Genomic DNA, 13,841 nt, shown 5'->3' on the forward strand with positions numbered 1-13,841 from the left:
CTTTTGCTTATGTCTATCTCGCTATTTTCTCAGCGCATTGAGTTTCGCTTGAGCAATACCAAAGACGGTATCAATCGGATAACTGCCCTCGTCACTTGGCTCACCTGCAGGTTTACCCGTAAACAGCTCGATCGCTTCAGTCACATGCTCAATAGCCCAGATGTTAAACTCACCTTTCTCTACCGCCTTCACGATATCGCTACGTAGCATCAGATTGTGAACGTTAGAGCGCGGAATAATTACGCCTTGGGTATTACTGCGCCCTTTGATTTCACATACATCGAAGAAGCCTTCGATTTTCTCGTTCACACCACCAATAGGCTGCGACTCACCAAACTGGTTCATCGAGCCCGTAATCGCGATGTCTTGACGGTTAGGCTGTTTTGAGAAAGCAGACACAACGGCACAGAACTCCGCCATACTCGCACTGTCTCCATCAACCCCGCCATACGACTGCTCGAAGGTGATGTTGGTGGTTAGCGGCACTTTTGCGGTTTTACCAAACACAGAAGAGAGGTAAGCCGACAAGATCATCACCCCTTTTGAGTGGATGCTGCCACCAAGATCAACATTTCGCTCAATATCGATCACCTCACCATCACCGTAAGCAGTCGTCGCTGTGATGCGGTTTGGTGCACCGAACATATGATCAGTCGTGCTCAGCACCGACAACGCATTCACTTGTCCGACGGCTTCTCCTTCAACCCGCATCAGAGTGGTGCCGTTGGTAAAGGTCTCCATCACGCTGTCTTGCAATCGACCCACACGCAACTGCTGATTTGCCAATGCTTGCTCAACGTGACCTGCACGAATCAGATTGGAGTTTGAGCCTTTGGCTACATAGTTAGACTCACGCAACAGATTCGCGATATGAGCCGAGTGTAGAGACAGCTTGCTCTGATCGCCTGCCTGACGAGAGCTGTGCTCAATGATGCGGGCAATCGCTTTGCGGTCACAATGCAGCATGCCGTTGTCATGAACGATACTCGAAATGAAGCGTGCGTAATGCAGTTCTGAATCCGCGGTGCGCTTCATCTCATCTTCAAAATCAGCGGTCACGCGGAATAGCTCCCCAAACTCCGCATCGTAATGCTGAAGCAGTTGGTAAGTGCGGTAATCACCGAACAGAATGATCTTCACATCCAGCGGGATTGGCTCAGGGTCAAGCGAAACCGCCCCCGTTAAGGTGACCTCTTTCTCTAGCGAAGTCAGGCTAAGCTGACGAGAACGAAGTGCACGCTTGAGACCATCCCAAACATAAGGCTGCTCTAACACCTTCACCGCATCCATCAGCAACACACCACCATTCGCACGGTGTAAGCTACCAGCACGAATCAAAGAGAAGTCTGTAAATACCGTGCCCTTAAACGTCGCCGTTTCAACATAACCAAACAACGAGTGGTAGTTTGGATTGTCTTCGACAACGATTGGTAGTTGCTGCTCTTTCTGGCTAACCAGTACGTTGACTTTGTAACGACGAGGCAGCTTTTTATCTAGAGAAGCTGTGGCGATTTCGGCCTGCTCATTACTCTCTTCGAGGAAGATTTCCGCATTCTCGACGATGTCTTTACGCAGTGCCGTCAGGTACTTTTTGATCTCTGGATACTTGCTGTAATCCTGCTTCAACTGTTTGATAAAGTGAGTGATTACATCACGCGTGGTGTCGTCATTAAGCTTCTGGATCTTCTCTGTGTAGGTCTCTTCTAGCTCGGTGAGCTCTCTAGAGATGGTGCGCAACCCTACTTCGAGTGCATCAATACTCTTGTCGAACTGTTCTTGCTCTTCAACAGAGAGTTGGTCGAAGGTCTCCTCCGTGTGCAGCTCTTCACCGTTCATCGCCACAAACTGATAGTCACCTTTCGAGGTGATAGTCAGGTTAATGCCCTTCTCTTTCGCCTCTAGACTGATCGCCTCAAGTGCCACCTGCTGTTTGCTAGCAAGCTGGTTCTTTAGCGTATCTGCGCGGCCAAAGTACATCTCGTTATCAAACGCCAACGGCATCGCTTTTAAGAGCTTGCGCATCAGCTTTTCGATATCTTGTTTCAAGCTCGTGCCCACACCGCTCGGTAACTTGAGTACTTTCGGGGTACGAATATCGTCGAAGTTCGCGACATAACACCAGTCGAACAGCTGATCAGGCTCTTGTGGGTGACGATTAAGGTAACGCAAGATCATGGTGCGCTTACCAAGACCATTACGGCCAATCGCATAAATGTTGTAACCCTTTTCCTTGATCGACATAGCGAACTCGACCGCTTTCTGCGCGCGTTCTTGTCCGACTATCTCATCAATGGGAGCCAGTTCCTTGGTCGACTTACAAGGCAACTTTTCAAGTTCAGCTACCTGATACAGTTGCTCTGAGTTGAGTCTTTGAATCGCCATCGCCGCCTCCTTAATCCTTTTCTTATGGGTATAGTTCAAATAAGTGTAGATGTAATTTCTTCTAAATTTAGTGACTTACGCTACATCACGGTTCAACTGAACAAATAACGAACGATTTCACCGTAAATCAATGAAACTAACAGAAATCAGTGACACTAAAATGATTTAACATTTGAAACAAAACCAAATGGTTTTTGTTTGCATTTGATAATAAATATCATTAACATTCTTTGGTCTTATAATTTAGAGGCTGAGAAGATGGATTTAGAACGATGCTGGATGCACTACCTTAAAGCGGAACAACTCATGGAGCAGGGCCATTGGCCAGAAGCTCAACGTCTGTATGGCGATGTTCTGAGTTCGCTTCCACACCATATTCAAAATGCCGCTTTCCAAAACGATGTCAAACCTTGTCAGTTTGCTTGCTTACTGACAGGACTGCGCGACGCCAGTATTTCTCAAGCAGAAATCCTCAATAAGCTGGGTCAGCAGCAAGATGCCTTTGACACATTGAATCAAACCTACGCCTTGATGCAGTTCATTTCTTTAGAAGATAACTCCCTGATCAAGCGTACTCATTCGCTGCTAGAACAGCAGAGCGAAGAACTCCTCAGACATTTGATCGCTTTTTGCAGCGCACAACGCAACGCTCACTGGATGCTAGAGCTAGAGCAACTTCAAAGAGCGCATCACTACTTTGGACAATTGAAGTCGACCCACGACACCTACCCATCACCTAATGTCTTAAACTGAATAAGGACGTATCATGTCAGACAAAGCCATCCTTAAGGTCAATAACCTTTCCGTGAGTTTTAAAACCAATGATGGAATCATTGATGCGGTAAAGGGCATTAACTTCACGCTCAACCCAAGCGAAACCCTCGCAATTGTGGGTGAGTCCGGTTCTGGTAAATCCGTATCCTCTAATGCTCTCATGAGCCTCTTACCTGATAACGCCATCATCCACCCAGAGTCGTACATCGAGTTTGAAGGCGAATCGATTCTCGATAAATCTGAGCGTGAGATGCAAGCGGTACGTGGTGATCGTATCGGCATGATCTTCCAAGAGCCGATGACGTCGCTAAACCCTTACCTACGTGTCGGCATTCAAGTGGCTGAAGCCATCATGTGTCACCGCAACGTATCAAAAGCGCAAGCCAAAGAACGTGTTTTGGAGCTATTTGATCTGGTGCACCTACCGAATCCAAGCCAGGCCTACACTAAATACCCACACGAATTTTCTGGCGGTCAACTGCAACGTATCATGATCGCTATGGCGCTGATTAATGAGCCAGACATTCTTATCGCCGATGAACCGACAACAGCTTTAGATGTAACGGTACAGGCTGAAGTGCTGTCTCTTATCAAAGAGATCCAAGCCAAGATGGGTATGGCGATTCTGTTCATTACCCATGATTTAGGTGTGGTAAAACACTTCGCGGATCGCGTATTAGTAATGTGTAAGGGTGAATTGGTCGAAGAAGGCGAGACTGTCCCGCTGTTTGAAGCACCAAGACACGAATACACTCGCATGCTAATCAACTCAGTACCAAAAGGTTCAAAAACACCGATTGAAGAGTCAGCGCCACAACTACTCGAAGCGGACGATATTCGCGTTAAGTTCCTCGTTAAGCCGCACTTTATTAAGAGTCGCTGCCAATACTTTGAGGCAGTGAAAGGTATCTCGCTTAAGCTTAAACAGGGTGAAACCTTAGGTATTGTTGGCGAGTCAGGTTCAGGCAAGTCGACCTTAGGCCGTGCTCTAATCGGTCTTCTGCCATCTACTGGCCGCATTGTTTACAAAGGTCAAGATGTGAGTCTGTTGACGGATAAAGAGCGCCACAAGCTTAAGAAAGATGTGCAGATGGTGTTCCAAGACCCATACGGCTCGTTGTCACCACGTATGACAGTCGGTGAGATCATCACTGAAGGATTGACCGTCCACCAGCCTCATCTGACTAAGAAAGAGCGTTTGGAACGTGCACGTAAAGCACTACTTGAAGTTCGCTTAGAGCCGAGCTCAATCAACCGTTACCCACATGAATTCTCGGGCGGACAACGTCAACGTATCGCGATTGCACGTGCACTGATTCTTGAGCCTTCGTTCATCTTGCTGGATGAGCCAACGTCGGCACTTGACCGTTCAGTACAGCTAACCGTGATTGATCTTCTGAAAGACATTCAAGCCAAACACAACATTGGCTTCTTGTTCATCAGTCATGACTTGTCGGTGGTAAAAGCCCTATCCGATCGTGTTTTGGTGATGCAGAAGGGTGAAGTGATGGAGCAAGGTACTGCGGAAGACATTTTCCAAAATCCACAACATGAATACACGCAGAAACTCATCGATGCGTCGTTCGATCTTGATGAAAAACCCAAAAAAGATGCTGCGTAAGTGGAACTAATTCACATTAACAACGTCATATAAATACATTCTGAAAATTTGCATTAATGGATTGCTACAGAGTGGATATAGCAAATTGGTTTGGCCGCCAAAAATGAAAAAAGTCGCACGGATGCGACTTTTTTTGTACCTCTTTTTTACACCTAAAGAATGAGCGTTAGCTAAACGCTCAACTCCTTAATCCCCATATTCCAAAGAGTAAAGGCATAAGTGTCTGCTGACAGGTCAATTGCTTTGTTGAGCGGCATACCAGCACCATGGCCCGCATTAACATCAATACGAATCATCACGGGTTGCTCACCTTGGTGTTTAAGCTGCAACTCAGAGATAAACTTATAGGAGTGCGCAGGAACAACGCGGTCATCATGGTCCGCCGTTGTCACCAATGTCGCCGGGTAAGATTGGCCTTCTTTAACATTGTGCACTGGTGAATAGCCCAATAGGTACTCAAACATCTCTTTGCTTTGTGCAGACGTACCGTAGTCATAAGCCCAGCCCTCACCTGAGGTAAAGGTATGGTAGCGCAGCATATCCAGTACACCAACGGCAGGCAGAGCCACTTGGAACAGTTCAGGGCGCTGAGTCATACAAGCTCCTACTAACAAGCCACCGTTAGAGCCGCCTCGAATCGCTAATTTGCTGGAGCTCGTGTAGTTGTTCTCAATCAAGAACTCAGCCGCAGCAATGAAGTCATCAAACACGTTCTGCTTCTGCTGCTGTGTGCCAGCGTTGTGCCACGCTTTACCGTATTCACCGCCACCACGCAGGTTAGGCACTGCATAGATACCACCAAACTCTAGCCAGCTCGCGACATTGCCAGAGAATGAAGGGGGCAGGCTGACATTAAAGCCGCCATAGCCATACAGAATCGTTGGTGCAGAGCCATCGAGCTTAGTCCCCTTTTTGTAAGAGATAAGCATTGGCACTCGAGTGCCATCTTTTGAGCTGTAGAACACTTGCTCAGACTGGTACTGTTCACTCTCAAACGGCGCCTGTGATTTTTCAAATACTTTAGACTCGCCCGTCTCTACATCCAACGAGAAGATGGTTGGCGGCGTCACGTAGTTGGTAAAGGTGTAGTAAAGCTCTGTCTGCTCGCGCTCACCGCCGAGTCCACTTGCTGCCCCTTGCGCTGGCAATTCAATATCACGCACCTTGTTACCTTGGTAATCAAACTGCTCATACTTTGACAGCACATCCACCATGTAGTGTGCCAACAAGTAACCACCACCGATTGTGATATCCAGCGGTTGCTCTCGCTCCGGGATAATATCATTCCATTGCTGAGTCTCAGTATCTAGGCTCACCACACGACCGTTTGGCGCATCAAGGTTGGTGTACAGAATGAATTGACTACCCTGGTTATCAATCAAATGGGTATCACTGTCGACGTGATCGACCACTGTGTGGATTGGTTGCGACTCGCTACTTAAATCGATGTAGAACATGCGATTACCCGATGTCGACTCTTGAGCCAAAATGATCAGGTAGTTGTCGTCTTCTGTGGTGTATCCATGGACGTAACGATGTGCTTGCTCTGGTTTGGCACCAAATACCACCTTATCGCTGCTCTGAGGCGTTCCTAGCTCGTGATAATAGAGCTTATGCTGCTCAGTTCGCGCAGAAAGGTGGCTACCATCGGGTTTGTCGTAGCTAGAGTAATAAAAGCCTTCATTACCAAGCCAAGATACGCCGGTGAACTTTGCATCAACAATTTCTGGCTCTAGTTGCTGCTTGGTTTCTGCATCAATTACAAAAATCTTGCGCCAGTCACTGCCGCCTTCAGAGATGCTGTAAGCCACCAAGCTATAATCTTTGGAAAATGACACTGAGCCTAATGAGGTAGTTCCGTCTTGCGAGAATGTGTTTGGATCTAAGAAAACTTCTGGCTCGCTGCCATCCTTGCTGCGATAAAGAATGCTGTGGTTTTGTAACCCATCATTCTTATAGAAGTAGGTATACTCGCCGCGTACAAAAGGTTGGGAACTCTTCTTGTAGTCCTGTGCCTTAGCAATACGCTCACGCAGTGCATCTCGAAAAGGGATATCAGACAGATAACCAAAGGTCAGGGCATTTTGCGACTCTACCCAAGCAGCCGTTTCTTCACTGGTATCATCCTCCAACCAGCGATAAGGATCCTTTACTTGCGTACCAAAGTAGTCGTCAGAGACGCTCTGCTGCTTTGTATGTGGGTAGGCGTTGTTGTTCATTCTTCCCTCTTCCTTAGATTTCAAATGATAATAATTCGCAAATAAGATGACGAATTGATGCGGCTAAATCAAGTAACCAATTGCACCAAAACGTAACCTTAACTAAAGACCAACTGATTAAAAGTAGTGCGAAATCGCCAAATAGCGGGCACGAATGTGCTCAATCAACATCTTGATCTTATTCGGTGGTTGACGGGTAAACGGGTAAACCGCGTAGATGCCCAGTTTTTTGCCAACGATATCTGGAAACAAGTCCACCAGCTGGCCATTGCGGATATCGTGATACACCAAACAGCGCGGCACGTATGCAATGCCGTGTCCACCCAGTGCAGCCTTTCTCAAAGCCGTTGCGTTATCGGTGGAGAACGAGCCTGAAACACGCACTATGTATTTGTTATCACCTTGCCCCTCTCGAATGAACTGCCACTCACTTGCGCCGGTTGTCTGGTAGGCATATTGCAAACAATTGTGTTTGACTAAATCGGTCGGGATGAGTGGTTTACCATTGCGAGCAATATAAGAAGGCGAAGCGCATACTACCCATTGCGAGTCCAGTATATGGCGCGCAATCAAGCTTGAATCTTCCAGATATCCGGTACGAATCACGAGGTCAAAGCCATCGTTCACCAGATCAACAAAGCGATTGTCGAGTGACATATCGACAGTCAGACCCGGGTGCATGTTACAAAACTCCGCCACAGCATCGGCCAATATCAAATCACCAGAAATACTCGGGACAGACATTTTGATGTGACCGCTGACATTTTCACCAAAGCCTGAAACAGCGTCCATAGCCTCTTGGGTTGCCTGCTTCACATTTTTGGCCCCATGCAAGATCGCCTTGCCCGCCTCAGTCAGCGTTAATTTGCGCGTTGTGCGATATAATAATTGAACACCTATCTCTTCCTCTAAACGAGCAATTCTTTTGCTAACTACCGAATTTGTAAGGTTATTTTGCTCTGCAACCTTACTAAATGAGCCCATTTCTACTACCTGTGAAAACAGGATTAAGTCGTCTGCACGCATGTTATTATGCCAATTTTGGAATTAATTATTTTCATTATTTCCCTATATCTATAAAAAATAAAGGGGTAAATTCACGCCAAATTAACAAACCCATTACAACCACTGCCGTTGTAATAACAAAAAACAATAACGTGTAAGTCACTTCAAACCGACAAGGATTGAGGCAAGGACGAGGAAGTACCCATGAATGAAACTCTATTAGCTCTATTGGCATTTTCGCCAATAGTTATGGCAGCTATCTTGCTGGTTGGCCTAAATTGGCCAGCGAAGAAAGCGATGCCGGTGGCCTTTGGTCTAACCGTACTTATCGCACTATTTGGTTGGGACATGTCGAGCACTCGTGTGTTGGCATCTGTATTCCAAGGTTTTGGTATCACTGTATCGGTTCTCTGGATTGTGTTCGGCGCTATCTTCTTACTTAACACTTTGAAGCACACCGGAGCCATTACAACAATTCGTAACGGATTTACTGACATTTCAGCAGACCGTCGCGTACAAGCCATCATCATCGCTTGGTGTTTCGGTTCTTTCATTGAGGGCGCATCTGGCTTTGGTACTCCAGCAGCTATCGCGGCACCTCTACTGGTTGCTATCGGTTTCCCTGCGCTTGCAGCGGTACTAATGGGTATGATGATCCAATCTACACCAGTTTCTTTCGGTGCGGTAGGTACGCCTATCATCGTTGGTGTAAACAAGGGTCTAGATACACATAACATCGGTGAAAGCCTAGTGGCTCATGGCTCAACATGGGACGCTTATCTACAACAAATCACATCAAGCGTTGCGATGATTCACGCAACTGTAGGTGTAATGATTCCTGTACTAATGGCAATGATGTTGACTCGCTTCTTCGGTAAGAACAAGAGCTGGACTGAAGGCCTAGACATTCTACCGTTCGCACTATTTGCAGGTGCAGCGTTCACCATCCCTTACGCACTAACAGGCGTGTTCCTAGGTGCTGAGTTCCCATCTCTAATTGGTGGTCTGGTTGGTCTTGCAATTGTTGTTACAGCAGCAAAACGTGGCTTCCTAGTACCAAAATCAAAATGGGACTTCGAGAGTGAAGACAAGTGGCCAGCTGAATGGCTAGGTTCTCTAAAAATCGACCTTGATGAGAACAAAGGCGCGCAGAAGATGAGCATGGCTCGCGCTTGGGCTCCATACGTACTACTTGCAGTAACTCTTGTTGCTAGCCGTGTTAGCCCTGAGTTCAAAGGCTTCCTGAAGAGCGTTAGCCTATCGTTCAGCAACATTCTTGGTGAAACTGGCGTGAGCACTGCGATTCAGCCTCTTTACCTACCGGGCGGTATCCTAGTATTCGTTGCTCTGGTTGCTGTTCTGATTCAAGGCCGTAGCGCTGCACCACTAGCGAAAGCATTCGGTGAATCAAGTAAAACACTGATTGGTGCAGGTTTCGTACTGGTGTTCACTATCCCTATGGTTCGTATCTTCATCAACTCTGGAGTGAATGCAGCTGACCTAGCGAGTATGCCTGTAACAACAGCAAACTTCGCCGCTGACCTTGTAGGCTCTGCTTTCCCTGCATTGAGTGCAACAGTGGGTGCTCTGGGCGCTTTCATCGCGGGTTCAAACACAGTATCGAACATGATGTTTAGCCAATTCCAGTTCGAAGTAGCTCAAACGCTGACTATCTCGAGTGCGGTAGTTGTTGCTCTACAAGCAGTAGGTGCTGCAGCAGGTAACATGATTGCGATTCACAACGTAGTTGCAGCATCAGCAACAGTAGGTCTACTAGGCCGCGAAGGTGCAACACTACGTAAGACAGTTATCCCAACGTTCTACTACCTAGTAATGACAGGCATCATTGGTCTTGTGGTTATCTACGGATTCAACGTTACTGACGCGCTAATGCGTTAAGCTTAAATTCGGCGGTGTTCATATCACCGCCACCCAACTTGGCGTCAGCGTTCATTCCCCGACACCGCGAACGTTTGTACTGGTTACTCGTTGACTACGCACCTTCTGGAAACCAGCAACCTAGCAATTACTGTGTACGTTGACGCCATTTTATTTCCAAACGCCTGTTCCAACCGGCACCACATTCGACAGAGTAAGCCTTCGAAGAGAGGCGAACCCTAACCTTAGGATAAAGATTATGATTATCTCCGCATCTACAGACTACCGAGCTGCTGCCAAATCTAAGCTACCTCCATTCCTTTTCCATTACATTGATGGTGGTTCTTACGGCGAGCACACTCTGCACCGCAACACAGCAGACCTAGCTGAAATCGCGCTTAAGCAACGTGTTCTTAATGACATGTCGGAACTGAGTTTAGAAACCGAACTGTTCGGTGAAAAACTAGCGATGCCTATCGCACTTGCTCCAGTTGGTCTAACAGGTATGTACGCTCGTCGCGGTGAAGTTCAAGCGGCTAAAGCAGCAGACAACAAAGGCATCCCATTTACGATGTCGACAGTATCGGTTTGTCCAATCGAAGAAGTGGCTCCTAAGATTGAACGTCCAATGTGGTTCCAGCTTTACGTACTTAAAGATCGTGGCTTCATGAAGAACGTTCTAGAGCGCGCAAAAGCGGCAGGTGTAACTACTCTTGTGTTCACTGTAGATATGCCAGTACCAGGCGCTCGCTACCGTGATATGCACTCAGGCATGAGCGGCCCTAACGCAGCTGTACGTCGTATTTTCCAATCAATGCGTCACCCAAGCTGGGCATTCGATGTTGGTGTATTTGGTAAACCACACGACCTTGGAAATATCTCAACGTACCGTGGTACTCCAACCAAACTGGAAGATTACATCGGCTGGTTAGGTGATAACTTTGACCCATCTATCTCATGGAAGGATCTCGAATGGATTCGTGACTTCTGGGATGGCCCAATGGTGATCAAAGGTATCCTTGACGAAGAAGATGCAAAAGACGCAGTTCGCTTTGGTGCCGATGGTATCGTGGTTTCAAACCACGGTGGTCGTCAGCTTGACGGCGTACTTTCAAGTGCAAAAGCCCTACCTGCGATTGCCGATGCAGTAAAAGGTGACACTAAGATTCTGGTCGATTCTGGTATCCGTACTGGTCTTGATGTAGTTCGTATGATGGCACTGGGTGCAGACTGTACTCTACTAGGTCGTTCATTTGTGTACGCACTAGCAGCACAAGGCCAAGCTGGTGTTGAGAACCTTCTTGACCTTTACGACAAAGAAATGCGTGTAGCGATGACGCTAACAGGCGCGAAAACAATAAAAGATCTTACCCGCGATTCACTGGTTAACTTGACCAAGTAAGCGACAATAAGTAAGACGGAAGCCTAAGAAAACATTTGGGCCACCTCTACCTCCGGAGTGTGGCCTTTTTTATACCTGCCATTTCTTTGATCACAGTTGTTCTGCTAGCTCTGCAAGCGCCTTCGCATCTAACGTTTCTGCCTGAGCACCTTGGGCAATCAAATCAATCACCTTGTAGTCACTCATATCACCAAACTCCGTTTTCAGGTAGTCACGAAACGCCTTCTCATTCGGCCATTTACCACGGACTACGTAACCCTCATCTGGGTCAAAATCTTCTGTTTCAAAAAATGAAAAGTCGGTGCTGCCGATGTTGTGACAGTAAAGAACAAGATACATCGCATTTCCTTAACGAATTGAAATTAGTAAAAACTGACAGGAAGATAGAAGTCCAACTCAAAGGCTTCTTCACTGTTGAGAAAGTGGTTTTGATGATAGTGAACGTACGCCGGCGTCGAGCGCTGCTTGAAGCCTGAACTTGGTAACCATTGTTCTAGAACCTGACTGATCTGAGGCAACAGTTCACCATAAATACCGGTAAGACGAAACACCGCATGCAAGCCACCCGGTATCACCATCTGATTGACCACACTGCGATATTTAATCGGCTCATCAATCGCAATACAGGCAACATAACGACATTGGTCCATTTCAACCCACGCAGGGTTTGAGTGATGCAGTCCAAATTGGCGACTAAAATCGCGCTCTTCAGCATTTGCCCACGCTTTTAAGATAAGCCAAGCATTACGTATCGAACGATTGTATCCAGTATGCCTAACATAAGCGGCCAAACGTGGTGCCACCTCCATGATCTTAGGTGCAGGCAGTTCCCTTTGTGCGACACGATGGTAACCCGCCGCAATCTCAGCATCTTTGAGATACGGCTTTTCTGCTGTTTGTAGATCGTGCTTTCTCCACTCCCCCGGCGCCATATGAAAGGTCGCCTTAAATGCGCGGCTGAACGACGAGAGCGAGCTAAAACCACACTTGTTGGCTACCTCAGCAACAGAAGAGCCGGTATCAAACATCAATTGATTCGCCGCATACTCCATTCGGGTACGACGGATGTATTGATGAATCGACTCTCCCACCACACTCTTAAAGATTCGGTGAAAATGCTGCTCTGAATAAGCGGCAACTTCGGCTAACTCTTTGGCAGGGAGTTCCTTGCTGATGTCTTGATGAATGTAGAAGAGCACATCATTGATTCTGGATATGTGTTGGCGTGACATTCTCTAAATAGCATAAATGGACATATTTAAGAGCATAAATGGACACATCGATTTTTTCAATGCCATGTAATATCACTGGATAAACAAAAAAAGCAGACACAACGAGATAACTACACATGGAAATCGCAAAATCATTACAACAAATCCAGTCTTCCTATATTCGCGAAATTCTTGCCGCTGCGAGCGACAAAAACGTCATCTCTTTGGCCGGTGGTCTGCCAGATGAACAAACATTTCCGATTGAGCTGATGAAGCCGACCCTAGAAAACTTGGCGAACATGCCAGAAGTGTTTCAATACGGTTCAACCGCAGGTTATGGCCCACTGATCGATCACCTTAGCGATACTTATCAATTGCCAGAATCACACACTGCGATGATCTGTACAGGCTCACAGCAAGGTTTAGATTTGATCGCTCGTGCTTATGTTGATCCGGGTGATACGGTTGTAATGGAGGCGCCAAGCTACCTAGGTGCGATGCAAGTATTCGGCTTAGTACAAGCGAACATTGTGACCGTTTCTCAAACCGAGTTCGGACCAAACCTAGACGAGCTCGAAACCTGCTTCAAACAACACGCACCGAAAATGTTCTACGCGGTACCGGATTTCCATAACCCAACTGGCGTATGCTGGACTCTAGAAAGCCGCCAACAAGTCGCTGCGCTTTGTGAACAATACAGCGTCGCTTTCATTGAAGACGCACCTTATCGTGAACTGCGTTTTACGGGCTCAGAGCTACCACTTGTGTCGTCATTCTGCCCAGATCACTCTATCGTACTGCGTTCATTCTCTAAGATTGCTTCTCCAGGTCTACGTATCGGCGCGGTAACTGGCAAACGCAGCTACCTTGAACCACTTATCAAGGTTAAACAAGGCGCTGACCTACATTCAAGCGTTCCAATGCAAGCGCTTCTGCTTGGTCTTCTTAAGCACCAAGATTTTGGCCTGCACATGGAGAACATCCGCAACCTATACAAATCTCGCTACGAGGTGCTGTTCTCTGAACTAGAGCAGAAACTGCCTCAAGGTTGTGTATTGAAACCTGTTGATGGTGGCATGTTCATTTGGGTTGAGATTCCAGAGTGCGATACTTTTGAACTGGCTAAGAGCCTACTTGGTAACGGCGTAGCGGTTGTACCAAGCCCTGTGTTCTACCCAGATGCAAATGGTGCCAAAGCGGCATTGCGTCTTAACTTCACTAATGCGAATCCAGATGAACTGCGAGAAGCAGTGTCTCGCTTAGCAGAAGGCTTAGCGGCGATTAGCTAGCTTCCAGAAGAGTTGATGACGATTGGGGCGATTGCTGTTTCATCCTAATGGCAGCCAGTG

The 13,841-nt window shown here is 47.1% G+C and carries 10 protein-coding genes; 5 read left to right on the plus strand and 5 right to left on the minus strand.

What is annotated here, in order from left to right:
• Window positions 1–21: 21 nt before the first annotated feature.
• The gene (locus tag VFDL14_RS01065; RefSeq protein ID WP_032553560.1) at window positions 22–2,382 is read right to left on the minus strand and encodes a Lon protease family protein; all 2,361 of its coding nucleotides are present in this window, start codon (window positions 2,380–2,382) and stop codon (window positions 22–24) included.
• A 258-nt stretch (window positions 2,383–2,640) separates the two neighbouring features.
• Between VFDL14_RS01065 and VFDL14_RS01060 the strand changes: the two genes are divergently transcribed.
• Window positions 2,641–3,135 (plus strand): hypothetical protein, encoded by a 495-nt coding sequence (locus tag VFDL14_RS01060; protein ID WP_032553561.1) that lies wholly within the window; start codon window positions 2,641–2,643, stop codon window positions 3,133–3,135.
• A gap of 13 nt (window positions 3,136–3,148) precedes the next feature.
• Window positions 3,149–4,777 (plus strand): ABC transporter ATP-binding protein, encoded by a 1,629-nt coding sequence (locus VFDL14_RS01055; protein WP_032553563.1) that lies wholly within the window; start codon window positions 3,149–3,151, stop codon window positions 4,775–4,777.
• A gap of 170 nt (window positions 4,778–4,947) precedes the next feature.
• Here VFDL14_RS01055 and VFDL14_RS01050 read toward each other — a convergent pair whose 3' ends face one another.
• Both VFDL14_RS01050 and VFDL14_RS01045 read right to left on the minus strand, forming a co-directional pair.
• Window positions 4,948–6,996 carry a prolyl oligopeptidase family serine peptidase gene (locus tag VFDL14_RS01050; protein ID WP_032553564.1) on the minus strand — a complete coding sequence of 683 codons (2,049 nt, stop codon included), beginning with the start codon at window positions 6,994–6,996 and terminating at the stop codon, window positions 4,948–4,950.
• A gap of 117 nt (window positions 6,997–7,113) precedes the next feature.
• A complete protein-coding gene (locus VFDL14_RS01045; protein WP_032553566.1) occupies window positions 7,114–8,022 on the minus strand; it encodes a LysR family transcriptional regulator in 909 nt (302 codons plus the stop codon).
• Between the two features lie 183 nt (window positions 8,023–8,205).
• Between VFDL14_RS01045 and VFDL14_RS01040 the strand changes: the two genes are divergently transcribed.
• Window positions 8,206–9,900, plus strand: coding sequence for an L-lactate permease (locus VFDL14_RS01040; protein WP_032553568.1), 1,695 nt, complete (start codon window positions 8,206–8,208; stop codon window positions 9,898–9,900).
• A 238-nt stretch (window positions 9,901–10,138) separates the two neighbouring features.
• Complete coding sequence (gene lldD, locus VFDL14_RS0123550) at window positions 10,139–11,281, plus strand: FMN-dependent L-lactate dehydrogenase LldD (protein WP_032553569.1); 1,143 nt, start codon at window positions 10,139–10,141, stop codon at window positions 11,279–11,281.
• A 90-nt stretch (window positions 11,282–11,371) separates the two neighbouring features.
• On the opposite strand, the gene VFDL14_RS01035 is transcribed toward lldD, so the two are convergent.
• Entirely contained in the window at window positions 11,372–11,620 is a 249-nt protein-coding gene (locus VFDL14_RS01035) for a hypothetical protein (RefSeq protein ID WP_032553570.1), read from the minus strand.
• 23 nt (window positions 11,621–11,643) lie between these two features.
• Entirely contained in the window at window positions 11,644–12,513 is an 870-nt protein-coding gene (locus VFDL14_RS01030) for an AraC family transcriptional regulator (protein WP_032553571.1), read from the minus strand.
• A 116-nt stretch (window positions 12,514–12,629) separates the two neighbouring features.
• Between VFDL14_RS01030 and VFDL14_RS01025 the strand changes: the two genes are divergently transcribed.
• Complete coding sequence (locus tag VFDL14_RS01025) at window positions 12,630–13,781, plus strand: PLP-dependent aminotransferase family protein (RefSeq protein WP_032553573.1); 1,152 nt, start codon at window positions 12,630–12,632, stop codon at window positions 13,779–13,781.
• Window positions 13,782–13,841 lie beyond the last annotated feature (60 nt).

The organism is Vibrio fortis (assembly GCF_000695685.1).
Taxonomy (GTDB): Bacteria; Pseudomonadota; Gammaproteobacteria; order Enterobacterales; family Vibrionaceae; genus Vibrio; species Vibrio fortis_A.

Bases quoted from the DNA above. Each gene is read 5' to 3' on its own strand.
- VFDL14_RS01065 (WP_032553560.1), bottom strand. From the start codon at position 2,382: ATGGCGATTCAAAGACTCAACTCAGAGCAACTGTATCAGGTAGCTGAA.
- VFDL14_RS01060 (WP_032553561.1), top strand. From the start codon at position 2,641: ATGGATTTAGAACGATGCTGGATGCACTACCTTAAAGCGGAACAACTC.
- VFDL14_RS01055 (WP_032553563.1), top strand. From the start codon at position 3,149: ATGTCAGACAAAGCCATCCTTAAGGTCAATAACCTTTCCGTGAGTTTT.
- VFDL14_RS01050 (WP_032553564.1), bottom strand. From the start codon at position 6,996: ATGAACAACAACGCCTACCCACATACAAAGCAGCAGAGCGTCTCTGAC.
- VFDL14_RS01045 (WP_032553566.1), bottom strand. From the start codon at position 8,022: ATGCGTGCAGACGACTTAATCCTGTTTTCACAGGTAGTAGAAATGGGC.
- VFDL14_RS01040 (WP_032553568.1), top strand. From the start codon at position 8,206: ATGAATGAAACTCTATTAGCTCTATTGGCATTTTCGCCAATAGTTATG.
- lldD (WP_032553569.1), top strand. From the start codon at position 10,139: ATGATTATCTCCGCATCTACAGACTACCGAGCTGCTGCCAAATCTAAG.
- VFDL14_RS01035 (WP_032553570.1), bottom strand. From the start codon at position 11,620: ATGTATCTTGTTCTTTACTGTCACAACATCGGCAGCACCGACTTTTCA.
- VFDL14_RS01030 (WP_032553571.1), bottom strand. From the start codon at position 12,513: ATGTCACGCCAACACATATCCAGAATCAATGATGTGCTCTTCTACATT.
- VFDL14_RS01025 (WP_032553573.1), top strand. From the start codon at position 12,630: ATGGAAATCGCAAAATCATTACAACAAATCCAGTCTTCCTATATTCGC.